Annotated in this window: 15 protein-coding genes; 7 read left to right on the top strand and 8 right to left on the bottom strand. The window is 54.9% G+C overall.

Features of this window, described 5'->3' with window-relative positions:
* Positions 1 to 153 precede the first annotated feature (153 nt).
* The 5 genes from GOX45_RS09110 to GOX45_RS09090 all read left to right on the top strand — a co-directional run bounded on the left by GOX45_RS09110 (position 154) and on the right by GOX45_RS09090 (position 5,729).
* Positions 154 to 1,443, top strand: coding sequence for a DUF3300 domain-containing protein (locus tag GOX45_RS09110; RefSeq protein WP_171100078.1), 1,290 nt, complete (start codon positions 154 to 156; stop codon positions 1,441 to 1,443).
* Positions 1,444 to 1,446: 3 nt separating this feature from the next.
* Positions 1,447 to 2,346, top strand: a complete 900-nt coding sequence (locus GOX45_RS09105; RefSeq protein ID WP_171100075.1) for a DUF2950 family protein — start codon at positions 1,447 to 1,449, stop codon at positions 2,344 to 2,346.
* Between the two features lie 600 nt (positions 2,347 to 2,946).
* Positions 2,947 to 3,750: a DUF1194 domain-containing protein gene (locus GOX45_RS09100; protein WP_171100073.1), complete on the top strand. Its 804-nt coding sequence runs from the start codon at positions 2,947 to 2,949 to the stop codon at positions 3,748 to 3,750.
* A 382-nt stretch (positions 3,751 to 4,132) separates the two neighbouring features.
* Entirely contained in the window at positions 4,133 to 4,699 is a 567-nt protein-coding gene (locus GOX45_RS09095) for a hemerythrin domain-containing protein (protein WP_171100071.1), read from the top strand.
* A 10-nt stretch (positions 4,700 to 4,709) separates the two neighbouring features.
* Positions 4,710 to 5,729, top strand: coding sequence for a glutathione S-transferase C-terminal domain-containing protein (locus tag GOX45_RS09090; protein WP_171100069.1), 1,020 nt, complete (start codon positions 4,710 to 4,712; stop codon positions 5,727 to 5,729).
* 310 nt (positions 5,730 to 6,039) lie between these two features.
* Here the strand turns inward: GOX45_RS09090 and GOX45_RS09085 are convergent, their stop codons facing one another.
* Positions 6,040 to 7,317, bottom strand: coding sequence for an adenylate/guanylate cyclase domain-containing protein (locus GOX45_RS09085; RefSeq protein WP_171100067.1), 1,278 nt, complete (start codon positions 7,315 to 7,317; stop codon positions 6,040 to 6,042).
* A gap of 289 nt (positions 7,318 to 7,606) precedes the next feature.
* Between GOX45_RS09085 and GOX45_RS09080 the strand changes: the two genes are divergently transcribed.
* Positions 7,607 to 8,923 carry an MFS transporter gene (locus tag GOX45_RS09080; RefSeq protein WP_254445977.1) on the top strand — a complete coding sequence of 439 codons (1,317 nt, stop codon included), beginning with the start codon at positions 7,607 to 7,609 and terminating at the stop codon, positions 8,921 to 8,923.
* A 52-nt stretch (positions 8,924 to 8,975) separates the two neighbouring features.
* Here the strand turns inward: GOX45_RS09080 and GOX45_RS22320 are convergent, their stop codons facing one another.
* From GOX45_RS22320 to GOX45_RS09065, 3 genes are all read right to left on the bottom strand, one after another.
* Complete coding sequence (locus tag GOX45_RS22320; protein ID WP_371808967.1) at positions 8,976 to 9,758, bottom strand: FAD-dependent oxidoreductase; 783 nt, start codon at positions 9,756 to 9,758, stop codon at positions 8,976 to 8,978.
* Positions 9,716 to 10,558, bottom strand: a complete 843-nt coding sequence (locus GOX45_RS22315; protein WP_171100062.1) for an FAD-dependent oxidoreductase — start codon at positions 10,556 to 10,558, stop codon at positions 9,716 to 9,718. Before GOX45_RS22315 ends, GOX45_RS22320 begins: the two co-directional genes overlap by 43 nt.
* A gap of 216 nt (positions 10,559 to 10,774) precedes the next feature.
* Positions 10,775 to 11,539 carry a DeoR/GlpR family DNA-binding transcription regulator gene (locus GOX45_RS09065; protein WP_171100059.1) on the bottom strand — a complete coding sequence of 255 codons (765 nt, stop codon included), beginning with the start codon at positions 11,537 to 11,539 and terminating at the stop codon, positions 10,775 to 10,777.
* Positions 11,540 to 11,772: 233 nt separating this feature from the next.
* Between GOX45_RS09065 and glpD the strand changes: the two genes are divergently transcribed.
* The gene (glpD, locus tag GOX45_RS09060; RefSeq protein WP_171100058.1) at positions 11,773 to 13,353 is read left to right on the top strand and encodes a glycerol-3-phosphate dehydrogenase; all 1,581 of its coding nucleotides are present in this window, start codon (positions 11,773 to 11,775) and stop codon (positions 13,351 to 13,353) included.
* 81 nt (positions 13,354 to 13,434) lie between these two features.
* On the opposite strand, the gene rplT is transcribed toward glpD, so the two are convergent.
* From rplT to GOX45_RS09040, 4 genes are all read right to left on the bottom strand, one after another.
* Positions 13,435 to 13,800 (bottom strand): 50S ribosomal protein L20, encoded by a 366-nt coding sequence (gene rplT, locus GOX45_RS09055; protein ID WP_171100056.1) that lies wholly within the window; start codon positions 13,798 to 13,800, stop codon positions 13,435 to 13,437.
* 14 nt (positions 13,801 to 13,814) lie between these two features.
* Positions 13,815 to 14,015, bottom strand: coding sequence for a 50S ribosomal protein L35 (rpmI, locus tag GOX45_RS09050; protein WP_039523697.1), 201 nt, complete (start codon positions 14,013 to 14,015; stop codon positions 13,815 to 13,817).
* Between the two features lie 184 nt (positions 14,016 to 14,199).
* Positions 14,200 to 15,750 (bottom strand): sodium:alanine symporter family protein, encoded by a 1,551-nt coding sequence (locus GOX45_RS09045; RefSeq protein WP_171100054.1) that lies wholly within the window; start codon positions 15,748 to 15,750, stop codon positions 14,200 to 14,202.
* An 11-nt stretch (positions 15,751 to 15,761) separates the two neighbouring features.
* On the bottom strand, positions 15,762 to 16,199 hold the full coding sequence (locus GOX45_RS09040) for a universal stress protein (RefSeq protein WP_171100052.1): 438 nt from the start codon (positions 16,197 to 16,199) through the stop codon (positions 15,762 to 15,764).
* Positions 16,200 to 16,250 lie beyond the last annotated feature (51 nt).

Below are 16,250 nucleotides of genomic sequence, written 5' to 3'. Positions count from 1 at the left end.
TCGAAAATAGCCGTTTGGATTAAAGGCTCTTTACACAGCCGTTCCTCCCGCGACAACATGCAAGAAATAAGTGAATTCGAATATCGGGATAAGTTTCCCGGTGCGCTCGTGATGATTAGCGCCTCGGATAGTTGGCATTGTAAGGGGGAGATTATGGTCCGTATATTTCGTTGGATAATACCCGCGGTTTTGGTTTTTGCACCAACACTTGCGGGGGCACAAACTGAACAGGAGGGTACTGTTGACCCAGTCTCAGACGACGACCTTCTGACTCAGGCCGAGCTGGAAAATCTTGTCGCCCCAATTGCCCTGTTTCCCGATACGCTTTTGATTCAGATCCTTGTTGCAGCGACCAGCCCGATGGAAGTGATCAAAAGCGACCGATTGCTCACCAGTCTTGACGGTGAAGAGCCTGAAATCATTCAAGCGGCTGTTGAGGCTGAAGAATGGGACGAAAGCGTAGAGGTTCTGGCCGTCGCTTTCCCCGAAGTGATTGAAGATATGGCTGCTCACATCGAATGGACTGAGACGATGGGCGATGCCATGCTTGCCCAAAGCGACGACGTGATGGCAGCCGTCCAGACGATGCGAACCCAGGCGATCAACAATGGGGCTCTGGTTTCCGGAGACGAACAGGTCGTAGAAGTCACGCAGGACGAAGATGTCATTATTCAACCCGCCGATCCCGAAGTTGTCTATGTCCCGCAGTACGACCCTCAGGTCGTTTACGCAGACAACAATAGCAACCTTGTAGGCGATGCTATCGTCACCGGTGCAGTAGCGTTCGGAACCTTTGCCGTGATTGACGCCATTTTCGATGATGATGACGATTGGAATGATTACTGGGGATGCCGGAATTGCGGTGGATGGGGAGGAGGCCCGATTTACCGAAACCCAAATATTGATCTGGACGTTGATCGCAACGTGAATATCGACAGAGACGTCAATATCGGGAGCGGAAACAATATCGGCAATGGGAACATCAATCGCTCCAATACAGGCTGGACGCCGGATGATAGAAAGAAAGATCAGGCGCGGGACAAGATTAGTTCCAGAAAAGACGATGGTGGCAAAACCAAGCTGCCGATAAATAAAAGTGACAGCAACGCGGACGCGTTGCGGAGCAAGCTGTCCCAGACATCTGGAGCGCCGGATATTTCGCGACCTGGTTCACAAGCCAAAACCGAAGCAGTTCGAAAAACCATGAAGGATGGAGGCAAGCCCAAGGTAAACAGGCCGACGCCAAGCAAAGCGGTTAAAGATCCGGCCAAAAAACCAGCAGTTAAGAAACCTTCGGCGGCCAAGTCCCCCGTCAACAAGGCCTCTAAACCCAAGGCGGTAAAAAAGCCGAAGGCGACCCAGAAGAAATCCAGCGGGCAAAAGGCACGCAAAGCTTCGCAACGGGGTAAGGCCAGCGGTAAAAAAGCCAAGCGGAGGGGATAAGACATGAAACGGATTCTATTCAAAACAGCTGTAATTGCCGCGCTGTTCTGCGGTCCGGCTAAAGCGGACCCTGCTGCGTATGGCTCTCCGCAAGAGGCGCTTGAGGCGATGGTTGCGGCGCTAAAAAGCCCGGACGAGGGTGGTGTTTTAGCCGTCTTTGGGTCGGAAGCTGCGGACTATCTTTCAGATGGAAACCCGATCGAGGACAAGATCAACAAATTGGCCCTGCTGTCGCTTTACAGAGAAGGGTATCGGCTTGTACCGCAAGACGATGGCTCTGTCCTGATCGCGCTTGGCGAGGAAGGGTGGCTTTTCCCAGTCCCCATCGCAAAGACGGACACATCATGGTCGTTTGACAACGACGCTGGTCGCGAAGAAGTACGCCTGCGCGAAATTGGCCGCAATGAGCTGGACGTGATCGAATTGATGGAGGCCTATGTCGAAGTTCAGGCCGATTTCCGGTCGCAGGATCAAGACGGTGACGGGGTCAGGGAATTTGCGAGCCAGATCATCTCAACCTCTGCGGATCAACGAGATGGATTGTTCTGGGCAGATGAAGGCACGCTTTTGGGAGAGCTTTTTGCGCGCGCCTCGGCCTTTGGGTACAGTGACGGTGAAACCGATCACGCACCCGAGCCCTATTCGGGATACTATTTTCGCATCTTAACAGAACAGACAGATGCGGCACCCGGTGGTGCTATGGACTATTTCGTCAATGGGCACATGGTAGCAGGTCACGCCCTTCTGGCCGTCCCGGCAGAGTTCGGAGAGACGGGGGTGCACAGCTTTATGGTTTCGGAAAACGGTATCGTCTACGAAGCCGTTTTGGGTGAGGACACGTTGGAAAAGGCGGCAGCCATGACAAGCTTTGATCCGTCAGAAGACTGGCATCCGGTGAACTAAACTTGCTCGCCGAATTAAGCATTCGAAATATGAGATTATTCGCGAAGCTTTCAGAGAATTCATGACAATGAGTTCGGTCAAGACACTTGCGGGGGCTGCAGTTGGTATCGCGATTGCACAGGGTGTATGGCGTGTGATGTCCCGGTCAGGCGGCGCATCGGGAGGGAGCGTTTCGGGTCGCGGTGCACCCTACGGCGGCTCAGCTTCCCGAACGCCAGCGTCAGGGGGGGAGTTTTGGGCGGCCTGATCGGGAGTAAACCACGCATCGTTCGAGTAGGAAGAAATCGTCGTTGATTTGTGCGCGTACTGATTCTGGCTGCAAACGCGGATGGCCGCATAGAGTCGAGCGAAAAAGAACAGTTTAGTGGCCTTCGCGGACGGCAAATGGGCTGTCGTGGTGTCCTGTGAAAGCGTAGAGGCTGCGCAAGCGTCGATGGACAGTTTATCGGATCTATGCGACTGAAACGTTGTTTTTCCGTGATTGGCCTTGATGTTTGGTATGGCAGACGTCCGCCCAAAGCTTTGCCGCTTTTTCTCATCAACCACATCATCATGCGTTTGTGGCTTGACTTGAGCGCCCAGCGCACCACCCGTTAAGGGATGCTACGAAAGATATTCCTGACCATTTTCGCGTCCACTTTTCTCTTAGCCGCGCCTGCCGTTTCACAGGCGACGGAGGTTGATCTAGAGCTTGTTCTTCTCGTCGACGTCTCTCGGTCGATGACCGAGCGGGAACTCGAGATTCAGAGACAGGGCTATGCGGCAGCCTTGCAGTCTGACGAGGTCTTCGCGGCCGTTCGGTCGGGCCTGTTGCAAAGGATAGCTTTGACATATGTCGAGTGGGCCGGCACGCAAGAAGTGGTCGTTGATTGGCGACTTGTGGAAACGCGCGCTGATCTTGAAGGCTTCGCGCGCGCTCTTACCACGCGTTTCGATCCCGCTCTGCGCAGAACTTCAATTTCTGAAGCGCTGATCTTTGGTGCGGCGATGATCGAAGAGAACGAATTCGAAGGTCTGCGCAAGGTGATCGACGTTTCAGGCGACGGGCCTAACAATCAGGGGCGTCCGGTACTCCGAGCCCGTGAAACAGTGCTGTCAAAGTCGATCACCATAAACGGATTGCCGCTCATGACCCAAGAAGGTTTGGGCAGCCAATGGCATCTCGACGACCTCGATGTGTACTACGAGAATTGCGTGACGGGCGGGCCAGGTTCTTTTGTCATTCCGGTTCTTGACTGGCAGGACTTCGCAGAGGCCGTCCGCCGAAAACTGGTGCTGGAGATCGCGTCGACGACCGTGCTCGAATACTTCAGATTTGCGCAATTCAATTCGACCGATACTTATGATTGCTTGATAGGTGAGAAAATTTGGGAACGGAACCGGCAAATCTGGAGCGAGCCCTAAAGGTGGAAACTTTGACACCGAATTGCATGCGCGTTCTCTGAAATCTGCGGCTCGGAGCGAGCAAGACAGCAAAGGCGATCCCATCACGGAGTTTGTTTTTTGGTGGTTGAACTGCCGCACATGCGCTGCGCTAGCAGTACCGTCCGCGCTCTTGAGCGATGCGTGTCGTAAGTTTTGGGCCGATCCAGCGCCCCTACCGTTTTTTCTCCCGTGACTGCTTGTCCGGGTTCACCCGACACGACGTCAAAACCTTGAACCGCGCGATAGCCGGTTTGTACGGTATCGGATTTGCGGGGGTTCGCTGACGCATAGTGACTGTGCGTTCTCGCTAGTGGCGAGCAGTTGCCCGACCTCCCATCTTTGGCCTGAAAGGAGACAACCGATGCTCGATACATATACCATTCGCCAAGATGACATGCCTCAAGAAATGCGGTTTCTCTTGGACCAATACCCCCGCGACAGCTGGGAAGCCCATCCGGGTTTCAAAGAAAAAACCAAGCATTGGCTCGGTGCGCATGAGATGTTCCGCCGCGTCGCAGAACGTATTCGATTGGATACAGAGAAGCTGTTGAACAGCGACATGGGGTTTGACGACTATGCAGGACGGCTTTCCGACTATGGCGGCAATCTGGTTGGGAACCTGCATGGTCATCACGGTTGGGAAGACCACAGCTATTTCCCTGAATTGTCGGCTGCGGACCCTCGTTTTGATGCGGGGCTTGAGTTGCTGGAGCAGGATCACTCCGATCTGGATAAGGTGCTGAGTGACTTTACCCGGACGGCGAACCGTGTGATCAAGCTGTCCGCACTTGATGAGGCGCAAGCTTACGACGAAGCCGGACAGCTCCATGCGACGAGCGATACGATTGAAGCGTTCCTGAAACGGCATCTCAGCGATGAAGAGGAATTGGCCGTGCCAATCATCTTGCATCACCGGCTCAGAGGATGATGCTGAAGTCATGACGGATGCATCTACCGAAGAAGACCAAACTGATATCAACAAGCGCCGCGCACGGGGTGAATTCGTGCGCGGTATTAGCGGCTTTCGCCACGCCATTGGCGATCCAGTGTTTCCGGCAGAACCTGATCGCTATCACCTGTTCGTAGCCCTGAATTGCCCGTGGTGTCACAGAGTGACGCTGGCGCGAAATGTGTTGGGCCTTCAAAACAGCATCACCATGGACGTTGCATTTCCAAACCGAACCGGTGACGACGATCCAGAGGCGCCAAACCTATGGGAGTTTGCACCTGATCGGATTGCATCGCTCACAGGTGAGACTTTGCCAGAATGCACGAGCGAGACCGGCACCGGCAAAGGATTTCGCCTTGCCAAAGGGATCTATCGTGCCGAAGGCTCTGAAGAGCAATCCCTTCCAATCCTGTATGACAAGATACAAGGGCGTATTGTTAACAACGAAAGCGCTGAAATTGTCCGAATGCTGGACGCTGCGGCGGATTCACTTGGCAGCACAATCCCGGCGGCTGAACGCGTTAGGCTTTACCCAGACGAAGTGCCGCGTCATCAAATTCACGACCTGAACGAACGGATATATACAGCGATTAACAATGGTGCCTACAAGGCCGGGTTTTCGTCTGATCAAACGATCTATGAAACAGCTTTTGACGCCTATTTTGAGACACTCGAATATTTGGAGGAGCATCTATCAGATGGCAGGCCGTATTTGACAGGAAACCACTTTTCAGAAGCAGATCTTCGCCTGTTCCCAACTCTTTATCGTCACGATCCCGTCTACTATGTGCGGATGAAACTTAATGGTGCCCGAATCCTGGATTACCCATACTTGTGGCGGTGGCTGTGCCGTGTATACGCGTTGCCCGGAATTGCCGAGGCAGGGTCTCTTGTACATTGCCGCCAGGGTTATTTCGGGCGCAGTTGGAATTGCGTGGTGCCCAATGGTCCACTCAAGCCAATGTCGTACCCTGAGGCCTATCTGCATCCTGAGCTCGCAACACTGTAGGACTCGTCAAGGTGTTATTGGGAGGCCTAGTTTCGAAGCCAAACGTTTCCATTTCGGAGTACGAGAGCATTTTGTCTCTGCGTTTCGAAACCTGCATATCTTGGTTGCGAATGGTCGGTTTGGGCACAGTGATCAGTAGAAACGCAGTTGCAATTGCAGTATTGGACGAGGGGACGCGAGCTTGGCTCTGGGCCGAACCTATGCTCGGGCTGGGGCGGGCTCATCAATTGATGCTGCGATTGCTTCAGGATCCGCAATTGAGCCCAAAGCAGTCATCAGTATCGCTTTCCCCCATGCCCGTTACATTACCCTAAGTTCCCTGAACCATTAGAAAAACCTCAACCGGTTCGCGGATACCCTTTAGCTTGACCTCTCCTGCTGAGACTGACTTGAATTCGTTTTCCACAGCGATCGCCGCGCGGGTGCTGAGTAATATCTCGCCGTCCTCGGCCATATCGCAGAGTCGTGCCGCCACATTGATCGCGGTGCCCGAGGCGGTGTAGTCTGATCGATCTTCGTAACCGACCATGCCTACGGTTGCATATCCGAGCGATACGCCCACGCCAAACCCAAGCCTGTGACCAAGTCGTTTCCATCGCTGAGACAACTCAACCATTTTCGCCCGCATCGCAACCGCGAGCCGAACCGCATCCCCGGCAGGGTCGTCACAGGGCAACGGGTCGTTGAACAGCACCATGATCCCGTCGCCCATGCGGTGGTCGACGCCCGCACCATGCGCGTTGATCAACTTGCCCATTTCCTCGTGATAGGTCTGCAGCACCTCGATGGTTTCTTCTGGTTCGGCAGTTTCGCAAAACGCCGTGAACCCACGAATGTCACAGAAAATAACGCCCAAAAGCGCGCGATGGCTCTTCAGCATGGTCTCAGAGCCTGAAGAGATCACCGTGTCGGCGACAGCGGTGGGAAGGAAGCGTTTAAGGCGGCCCATTCGCTCAATCTCGCCCACCTGTTTCTCAACGCGGTCTCCAAGTTCTGCATTCAGCTTTTCCAAGGCTCTAAACTGTCGCGCGTTTTCGATGGCGATGACGGCTTCGGTGGCGAAATTCTCGACCAAAAGCAGGTCGTCAGGTGCGAATTTGCCGACCTCTCGTCGCAACAGAACCAGATTGCCAAGAGATTTACCCTGCGAAACAAGCGGGACGAACACACGCGACAGGATACCATCGACGTCCACCAATTTTATCGCATCCACATGCCTGGATTTGTAGAACTCCGTCTCACGTATGTCAGGTTCTTCGACGATCCGGCGTGTTTTGACGCTTTTGTAAGGTGCGAATTCTCGGCCGACTTGAAAGACGTTGCCGACTTTCATCATATTAGTCGCTTCCCCCGTGGCAGCAGCTATTTCCCACTCGGTATGGTCCTCATTGATCAAAACCACAAAGGTCATCGGAGCACTACACAACCGCGCGGCGTTTTCTACGATTGTCTGAAAAACTGGTGTCTCATCGTCGCGGCTTTGGCTTATGACAGTCAGGATTTCGCGCGTCGCGGCCTCGCGGTCATGCGCGCGCGCAAGTTCGGCTCGAAGGTTTTGTCTATAGACGTTATCCTGTGAGTCCGGCACAACTTGCCCTCAGCTCCTGATCACGTTTCAACATGGATATCACACAGGGCTTGCGAGACCAGAAAATTGCAGAGCGGGCGTAAAGCGAGGCAGCTCTGCCTCGCAGTCGGTGAATCCGCTTTTCCAACGAATGCGCGCCAACAACGAATGGTGGGTAAGCGATTTGCGACCCAACTCCTTCAACATGTATTATGATTACTCTGGACCGACCGGCGCGTCGCGCAGAGTTTTGTAGGAGCGATTTGGATTGGGAACTGGCAAAACTGATCGTTGGTGGCTTCTGGGTGCGATGGGCGCAATTCTCGGGGTGATCTTGTTGGACGAAACTGCGGTTGGCGTCGCGCTTCCAACAATACGCCAAGAACTGGGACTTTCAGAGATATCTGCTCATTGGGTGGTCAATATCTATCTTCTGACATTGGCCTGTTTGGCGGCGGCTACGGGTCGAATTGGGGACATAGTCGGAATTAGGGCGCTTTTGACCGCAGGGCTTCTTGTTTTTGGAGTGGCTTCAGTTGTTTCAGGATTTGCGCCAAACGGGCTAACGCTGCTTATAGCGCGTGGCATTCAGGGCGTTGGCGCCGCCGCAATCTTTCCGTTGTCTCTGACATTGATAGCCTTGTCATTTGATGGGGCCGAGCGCGGCAAAGCTTTGGGTATCTATGGAGCGATCGGAACATGTTTCCTGGCGGCTGGCCCCTTGGTCGGCGGTGCGCTTACTTCCGGTCTCTCCTGGCGGTGGATCTTCTGGATCAATCCAGTGGTCGTTACATGCGTCGCCTTTGTGGTTTGGCGGTTATGGCGCGATCCTCCAAGACACATCAAAGAGCGTTTCGATTTGACAGGTATGGTTCTGTTGGTATTCGGGCTTTCGCTTTTGGTCTTCGGAATAATGCAGGGGCCTGACGTTGGATGGCAACAAGGCAATGTGCGCGCTGCCCTGATCACTGGCGTTCTCGCACTTGCGGTATTCGTATTTGTTGAGAACCGGCGCAGAGATCCTTTGGTCGCGGTGGCTCTTTTCCAAAATCCGACCTTCACAGCCTCGAACCTAATTGTCGGTGTCGCCCAATATGGAAAGATTGCCACCTTTGTTTTTGGGTCGATGTACCTGCAAACGGTTGAAGACTGGGGGCCATTCTGGGCCGGATTGGCTTTGCTGCCAGCTGTCATACCGACAACCTTTTTTGCACCAATTGCCGGCAAGTTATCTGACGAGCGCGGTACCCGCTGGCCTGCACTTGCTGGGTTGGTGTCCATTACTGTCGGTCTCTGCCTGGTCGCGGTTGGAATGATGCTTAAGACAACGGCCGTTGTTTTCGTTGGGTTTGTTTTGTTTGGTGCCGCCGTTTCGCTGATGTTTGTACCGTCTCAGCGTGCTGTCACAATGTCGGTCCCTCCGAATATGCAGGGACAAGCGGGCGGGATTGTACTTTCAAGCCAATTGATTGGGGGGACAGTCGGCATGGCGTTGTCTAGCACAGCGCTGGCGGTGACGTTGTCACATGCGGCGGTATTTTGGCTGGCTGCATTCGCGTCACTGATGGTTCTCATCTACTCATACTTCGCGATTGATGCGCGGGACTCCTGGAAACAGACTGCTTAACCCTGAGCTGCTACCGAACAACTCTTTGACCTCAAAAGCCGATTAAGCTGACCTATACAAACGGGTCCATTTTGAATTTCGTGACAAGCAAGCTGTCGGCCGATTGCATGGCCCCATTTGTCCAACCCTGAGAGACAGACCACGCTTCATTGCAAATGTGCATGCCCGGCACGGGCTCTTGCATGTACCCGATGATATCCTTCGGATCCGCCCCAATTCCCCACAGGTGATAGGCAGCACCCCAGGGTTCGCGCCCCCAATTCTGGTAGGTGGCGGCAACAGGATTGGGCAAGTCATCACTCAAATTATGGGATTTGCGGACCTGGCTCCAAACTTCTTTCACAAGCCGGTCGGACGCTGGCAGAAGTTGGCGCATTGATGGCGCTATGGGGTCTCCCTCAGGTCCGGTCGCCCGATCAATCCAATCGGGTGCACCGAAAGTCGACCCTTGGGACAAGGCCTCCCAATACTCGATCATCTCACCATCGTGATAACTCGCCATCAACAAAGCATGGCCTGACAGGTCGTCTACACCCCAGCGATAAATCTGTCTTGCCGGCAAATCCGTGATGACGCGCCCGACAGAAAGGTTTCGGGGCGTCCACCAATCCTGATCAAACGCAAGATGCACCTTGGCCAATGGCACTTTGTAAACACTCTTCACGGCACGTGCAAAACGGGTATCGCCAGAAAACACTTCGGTATTGATCAAGGATGGAAAGGCATTTGGCGGAATTGCCAGGATCACCCGCGCGGCCGACAGGCTCGTTTGCCCAGCTTCCGTCTGGAAGGTCAGATCAAAACCCGCATCAGGCCGCCGCCTGAGGTTGACCAGTTTATGTCCCAGATGAACCTTCCCCGGTTCGACACATAGGCTCTGGCAAGAGCTTTGGGGATTTGTTCGAGACCATGATCCAGTTTGAAGTACTTGGTTTTGTACGCGAAGTCGCGTTCAAACCAACTGATTGCTGTTTTGCTGTCCCAATTGGACAAAGGAGAGTTGTAACCCAGCACGTCGCGCACGAAATCATAGGTCTCGCGACTACGCTGTTGAAGCAAGAGTTCCCACAACCCCGTGTCCTTCAGAGACAGAGTGCCTTCGCTCGCTCTCTTGTTTAAGTCGTCAATCACGTACGTCAGAAGGTCATCTCCACGCGCGATGACTGCGCGTTCCCGATCAGACAACCCGTAAGGAACGGACGTGGCTTCAGAAAGCTTTGAGAAGTGCTGCCCGCGCAGGTAATAGCCCGTGATCGGGTAGGCAAAGTCCTGTAGTTTCTCGCGCCCGATCATTTCATCAACGATTTTGAGCGCGTGTTTGTCTGTGCGGCGCAAACGCATACCACCGATTTCCGCGGTTTGAGAGGTCAAGTTGGGGAAATGCAGCGAAAGGAGGCGTCCTCCTATCCGATCGGTCGCTTTAAAAACGCCTACTCTTGTGTTGGGTGCTTCGCTCAATCGCATTGCACAAAACAGTCCAGCCACCCCGCCGCCCACAATTGCGATGTCCAGGTCCGTTGTCCCGGTCTGCGCCCGAACTGCCGGTGCCGCGAAGGCAAACGCAGTAGCGGCGCCAGCTTGATTTAGAAAGGTTCGGCGTGTCGGCATCGTGGTTTCTCGAGCTGCAAAGAACAAAGTGCCGTATGTTCGGGCATATGGAAAAGTCAGATTGGCTTATTCTTGGGGGCCAGTTTGGTCGTTTTATCGGGCTTTGCAAAGCTTAGTTGCGATAGTCAGCTTGGACTGACCCTCTGACGCTCAAACCAAAAGGTGTCTCATATCAAACTGAGCGTTCCGGAAGCCCGCTTTAATAAGTTAAAACGCAGCATTGTCTTGTGCTTTGGCCGGTATTTAGGCGGTTGCGATAACCAGCTTGGTGCCCCAGGTTTCGCAAGATTGCGACAGGTCCTGAGGGAATGCGTGATCTGTAAAGACGACATCGATATCGGCAAGCGATGCAATACGCGCCGGAGCGCTTCGGGACAGCTTTGTTTGGTCAACCACCAGAAAGGTCGAACGGGATTGCCGCAAGATGGCTTGGCTGACGCTGACTTCCTGAATGTCAAAATCCAACAGGTCGCCTTCGTGGTCCAAAGCCGAACAGCCGATAACGGCCAGATCAAACTTGAATTGCCGGATTGTTTCAGCCGCAAGGTTTCCGACAAGCCCGCCGTCTGACCGACGCAGAGTACCCCCGGTCACGATGATTTCGCAGCCTGGGCTGTCGGCCAGTATGTTCGCGACGTTCATATTGTTTGTCACAACCAAAAGGTTCTGATGATACCGCAACTCCTCTGCGACAGCTTCGGTAGAGGTCCCGATGTTCAGAAACAGCGACGCGTTATTTGGGATTTCGGCAGCGCAGGCGCGTGCGATGGCGCGCTTGGAGTCACGATGCAGCGCGCGACGTTCCTCGTAACCGATGTTTGTCGTTCCAGAACTTAGGACCGCGCCGCCATGAACGCGTTCAAGGCGGCCAGCTTCCGCCAAATCCGTCAAGTCGCGGCGGATCGTTTGAAGCGTTACGCCGAAGTGAGACGCCAGACCTTCGACTGTTACCTTTCCGTCTCGTCGTGCGATGTCGAGGATTTCGGGATGGCGAAAGGTCTGGGTCATTTGGTGTCTTTCAGGACGAAACTCGGAAACAAGCCTACGTGCTCAAATTTGCTGGATACGCCGGAAAAGGCAACCAAGTTCTTTCGGTTTTCCAAAATACCGCGCGAAAAGTTACGCGGTTTGGCGAAATTTCACCCAAAAAGACCAAAAACGAAAAATATCGAAAAACAATTCTTGCAAAAGAACGAAAACCGCAGTTAAAGGCGTGCAAGCGCGCCGAAAAGGAGACAAAGGTGGCACATTCGGAAAGCATCGAAGTTTCGGACCTTTTCATCATAGGTGGCGGCATTAATGGGTGCGGCATCGCGCGTGATGCGGCGGGGCGTGGCCTGAGCGTGACACTGGCCGAGATGAACGATTTGGCCTCGGCCACCTCGTCTGCTTCGACCAAGCTGTTCCATGGCGGTTTGCGGTATCTTGAGTATTTTGAGTTTCGCCTTGTCCGTGAGGCGCTGATCGAGCGGGAAGTGTTGCTGAAAGCGATGCCGCATATCAGCTGGCCGATGCGATTTGTGCTGCCTTACCATAAGGATATGCGGTTCGAGTCGGATACGCCGACGTCCAAACTGCTCAACACCGTGATGCCGTGGATGAAGGGGCGCAGACCAGCCTGGCTGATCCGTTTGGGTTTGTTCATGTATGACAATCTGGGCGGGCGCGAGGTGCTGCCAGGTACCAAAACCGTTGATCTGAGATCTGGGCCAGAGGGCCTACCCTTAGAGGATCGCTTTGAGAAGGCTTATGAGTATTCCGATTGCTGGGTCGAAGACAGCCGCTTGGTTGTTTTGAACGCACGCGATGCTGAAGCCCGTGGAGCGCGTATACTGGTCGGGACACAAGTGTTGTCGGCTGAAAGCGAAGACGGTATTTGGCGCATCGAAACGCGCGATACCGAAACCGGGCAGACACAAACGCACTATGCGCGCATGTTGGTGAATGGCGGTGGGCCCTGGGTCGGCGATATTATCCAGACCAAAGTGCGCGTCAACTCACGCGAAGGGGTTCGGCTGGTGCGGGGCAGCCACATTGTGACCAAGCGTCTGTTTGACCATGACAAGTGCTACTTCCTGCAGGGCACTGACGGGCGCATCATTTTCGCGATCCCGTACGAGACAGATTTCACGCTGATCGGAACCACCGACGCCGAACACAGCGACCCCTCTGTCAAACCGACATGCACCCCGGAAGAGCGGGATTATCTGCTGAGCTTTGCCAACCAATATTTCAAGCAGGACCTGACGCAAGATGACGTGGTCTGGACCTATTCCGGTGTTCGTCCTCTTTATGACGACGGGGCCAGCAGCGCCACCGCGGCGACGCGCGATTATACGCTGAAGGTGGATACCAGCACAGGCGCGCCGATGCTGAATATTTTTGGCGGCAAGATCACGACCTATCGTCGCCTTGCCGAAAGCGCGCTGGAGCATATCGCCGAGCATTTGCCAAACGTCAGTGGCCCTTGGACGGCGGGTGTGGCTTTGCCCGGTGGGGATTTTCCGGTGGATGGCGTTTCCAATCTGACCGCGCAGCTGAAGACGGATTATCCGTTCCTCAGCGACTATTGGGCCGGTCGCCTGATCCGAGCCTATGGCACCGAGGCACAGGCCGTGCTGGGCGACGCCAAGTCGGCTGAGGATCTGGGGCGCGACTTTGGCGCGACATTGACCGAGGCAGAGGTCAACTGGCTGATGGCCAAGGAATATGCGCGCCACGCAGAGGATATCGTCTGGCGGCGCAACAAGCTGGGCTTGCGGCTGAGCGAAGAGCAGATTGCAGATCTTGAGACCTGGATGGCTGAGCAGCGCAAAGCCTAGCTTTCACTATTTCGCTCAGTCGCAAAGAAAAAAGCCGTTCCCGAAGGAACGGCCTTTCTTTCACTGTCTCTCGAAAGAGGATCAGGCAGCCAGAGCAGCCTGAGCTTTGGCAACGATCGCGCCGAACGCTTCCGGTTCGTGCACGGCCAGATCAGCCAGAACTTTGCGGTCCACTTCGATACCGGCCAGGTTCAGGCCGTTGATGAAGCGGGAATATGTCAGAGCCTCGTCATGCGAACGTACAGCTGCGTTGATCCGCTGGATCCACAGTGCGCGGAAGTTGCGCTTACGGTTCTTGCGGTCACGGGTTGCATACTGGTTCGCCTTGTCGACGGCCTGAGACGCAACTTTGAACGTGTTCTTGCGGCGACCATAATAGCCTTTTGCGGCTTTGATGATCTTCTTGTGACGGGCGTGAGCTACGGTTCCACCTTTAACGCGGGACATATCGGTATCTCCTCTTAGCGGTCGTAGGGCATGTAGCCCTTGACGATCTTGGCGTCGGGGGCGGACAGGGTGGTGGTGCCACGGGCGTCGCGGATGAATTTCTTGGTCCGCTTGATCATGCCGTGACGCTTGCCGGCCTGGGCCGACATGACCTTACCGGTCGCAGTCACCTTAAAGCGCTTCTTGGCGCTCGATTTCGTCTTCATCTTAGGCATTTCCGTCTCCTTTTCCGGGTTCGGTTCCAAACGCGACTCGGCATGCCATCTCGGCCGGTCACGCGATCAGAGGCGCCGTTTACGCAAGTTTGATCAAGCTGGCAAGGGGGGAGCGACCAGAATCTGCGTTTTTCGCAGGGTGGCCCGGGCGCCGGGGCGACAAGTGCCGCCCCGGTGATTTGGCTTAGTGGCCGAACTTGCGGATCTCACCGCTTTTCAGGCGTTCAGCATAGGAGGCCAGCTCTTGCCGCACCACTTTCATCAGGAAGTAGAGCGCAAAGACGTTCACAACCGCCATGGCAAAGATCGCCGCATCCGAGAAGTCGATAACCGGGCCAAGATTGGCCGCCGCACCGATCACCACGAAGACGCAGAAGATGACCTTGAAGATCAACTCGGTGGTCTGTCCTTCGCCGAACAGATAGGTCCAGGCCTTGAGGCCGTAATAAGACCAGCTGATCATGGTCGAGAAGGCAAACAGCACCACAGCGATGGCCAGAACATAGGGGAACCAGCTAAAGGCGCTTGCGAAGGCGGCCGAAGTCAGGCTGACGCCCGAATTGCCGTCTACAGTCGCGATTGCGGTACCTGCTTCGTTCAGCATGTATTTGCCGGTTTCTGGGTCGATGATCAGCTGTTGGGTGATGATGATCACCAGCGCAGTCATGGTGCAGATCACCACAGTGTCGATGAACGGTTCCAGCAGCGAGACAAAGCCTTCGGTGATCGGTTCTTTGGTCCGCACAGCCGAGTGCGCGATGGCCGCAGAGCCAACGCCAGCCTCGTTCGAGAATGCAGCCCGGCGGAAGCCCTGGATCAGCGCGCCAACCATGCCGCCAGCAACGCCCAACCCGGTGAAGGCCCCGGCGAATATCTGGCCAAAGGCCCAGCCGATCTGATCTGCATGCATGATGATGATAACCAGCGCGGCCAGCACATACATCACGCCCATGAACGGCACGACTTTCTCGGTCACGCGCGCGATGGATTTCAAGCCACCGACGATCACCGCAAAGACGATACCCGCAAAGACCAAACCGGTGATCCAGCCCGGGTAGTCCCCGGTAATTCCTGCGATCTGAGCATGGGCCTGATTGGCCTGGAACATGTTGCCCCCGCCCAAAGCGCCCAGGATACAGAAGATCGAGAAGAGGACCGCCAGGATCTTGCCGCCCGGCAGACCAAGCTCGTTGAACCCTTTGGACATGTAATACATCGGGCCGCCCGAGACGGTGCCATCTTCGTATTCATTGCGGTATTTCACGCCCAGCGTACATTCGGTGAATTTCGACGCCATGCCCAAAAGGCCTGCGACGATCATCCAGAATGTGGCCCCAGGCCCGCCGATACCAACAGCAACTGCCACACCAGCGATGTTGCCAAGACCCACTGTACCCGAAAGCGCAGTGGCCAGTGCCTGAAAGTGGCTGACCTCACCAGCGTCATTGGGGTCAGAGTAATCACCTTTCACAAGGCTGATCGCGTGGCTGAAGAACCGCAGCTGCACGAACGCGAAATACAGCGTGAACACTGTCGCCGCAATCACCAGCCACCCCACGATCCATGGGAACCCTGTCCCTGGGAACGGTGCGAAAATGAAGCTGACAAATGGCCCGGTGAAGTCGGCAAAAGCCTGGTTGATACGTTCGTCCAGCCCTGGTGCGTCTTGCGCAGCGGCGGCGCTGGACGTGAAGATCATCGCCAGCAAGACGCCGATTTTGTTGATAAAGTTCATATTCGCCCCCATCAATTGACGACTGTTACTGGAACATCTGCGTGCATCACCAGATACTGGGTCGAACTGCCAAACAGGCGTTTTTTGATCCCATCGGCGGATGCGCGACCAACAACGATCTGAGATGCGCCGTTTTCGACAGTGATTTTGTTCAGCGTTTCTGCAACGTCACCGTGGCGCACGATGCCGCGGGCGGTGAAACCTGCGGCGCCCAAAGCGTCTACTGCTGGTGTAATCACCCGCGTAGTGGCCAGTTCAATCTCTTCTTCACGCCGTTTGTGACGCTGTGCGTTCTCCTCTGGTGTCTGAAATGTAAATGGGGACCATTCGATCACGTAGGCCACCAGAAGCTCGCAAGTTCCGATACGCTCTGCCAGATCTTTGGCAAAGGCGATCGCGCGTTCTCCGGATGGTGTCCCGTCCAACCCTATGACAATTTTTGTTGTCATCTCGACTTCCTTTTTTGTTTGTTTTTCCGGGGCCCGTGCCCCCGGCCGAGC

The sequence above is a fragment of the Ruegeria sp. HKCCD7255 genome, from assembly GCF_013031565.1.
GTDB lineage: Bacteria > Pseudomonadota > Alphaproteobacteria > Rhodobacterales > Rhodobacteraceae > Ruegeria.
Note: the sequence above shows the minus strand (reverse complement) of the source record. Positions and strands in the feature narration are given on the sequence as shown.

What these genes read in the sequence shown, in the direction of transcription:
- GOX45_RS09110 (WP_171100078.1), top strand. Translation starts at nt 154, where the DNA reads ATGGTCCGTATATTTCGTTGGATAATACCCGCGGTTTTGGTTTTTGCA.
- GOX45_RS09105 (WP_171100075.1), top strand. Translation starts at nt 1,447, where the DNA reads ATGAAACGGATTCTATTCAAAACAGCTGTAATTGCCGCGCTGTTCTGC.
- GOX45_RS09100 (WP_171100073.1), top strand. Translation starts at nt 2,947, where the DNA reads ATGCTACGAAAGATATTCCTGACCATTTTCGCGTCCACTTTTCTCTTA.
- GOX45_RS09095 (WP_171100071.1), top strand. Translation starts at nt 4,133, where the DNA reads ATGCTCGATACATATACCATTCGCCAAGATGACATGCCTCAAGAAATG.
- GOX45_RS09090 (WP_171100069.1), top strand. Translation starts at nt 4,710, where the DNA reads ATGACGGATGCATCTACCGAAGAAGACCAAACTGATATCAACAAGCGC.
- GOX45_RS09080 (WP_254445977.1), top strand. Translation starts at nt 7,607, where the DNA reads ATGGGCGCAATTCTCGGGGTGATCTTGTTGGACGAAACTGCGGTTGGC.
- GOX45_RS09065 (WP_171100059.1), bottom strand. Translation starts at nt 11,539, where the DNA reads ATGACCCAGACCTTTCGCCATCCCGAAATCCTCGACATCGCACGACGA.
- rplT (WP_171100056.1), bottom strand. Translation starts at nt 13,800, where the DNA reads ATGTCCCGCGTTAAAGGTGGAACCGTAGCTCACGCCCGTCACAAGAAG.
- rpmI (WP_039523697.1), bottom strand. Translation starts at nt 14,015, where the DNA reads ATGCCTAAGATGAAGACGAAATCGAGCGCCAAGAAGCGCTTTAAGGTG.
- GOX45_RS09045 (WP_171100054.1), bottom strand. Translation starts at nt 15,750, where the DNA reads ATGAACTTTATCAACAAAATCGGCGTCTTGCTGGCGATGATCTTCACG.
- GOX45_RS09040 (WP_171100052.1), bottom strand. Translation starts at nt 16,199, where the DNA reads ATGACAACAAAAATTGTCATAGGGTTGGACGGGACACCATCCGGAGAA.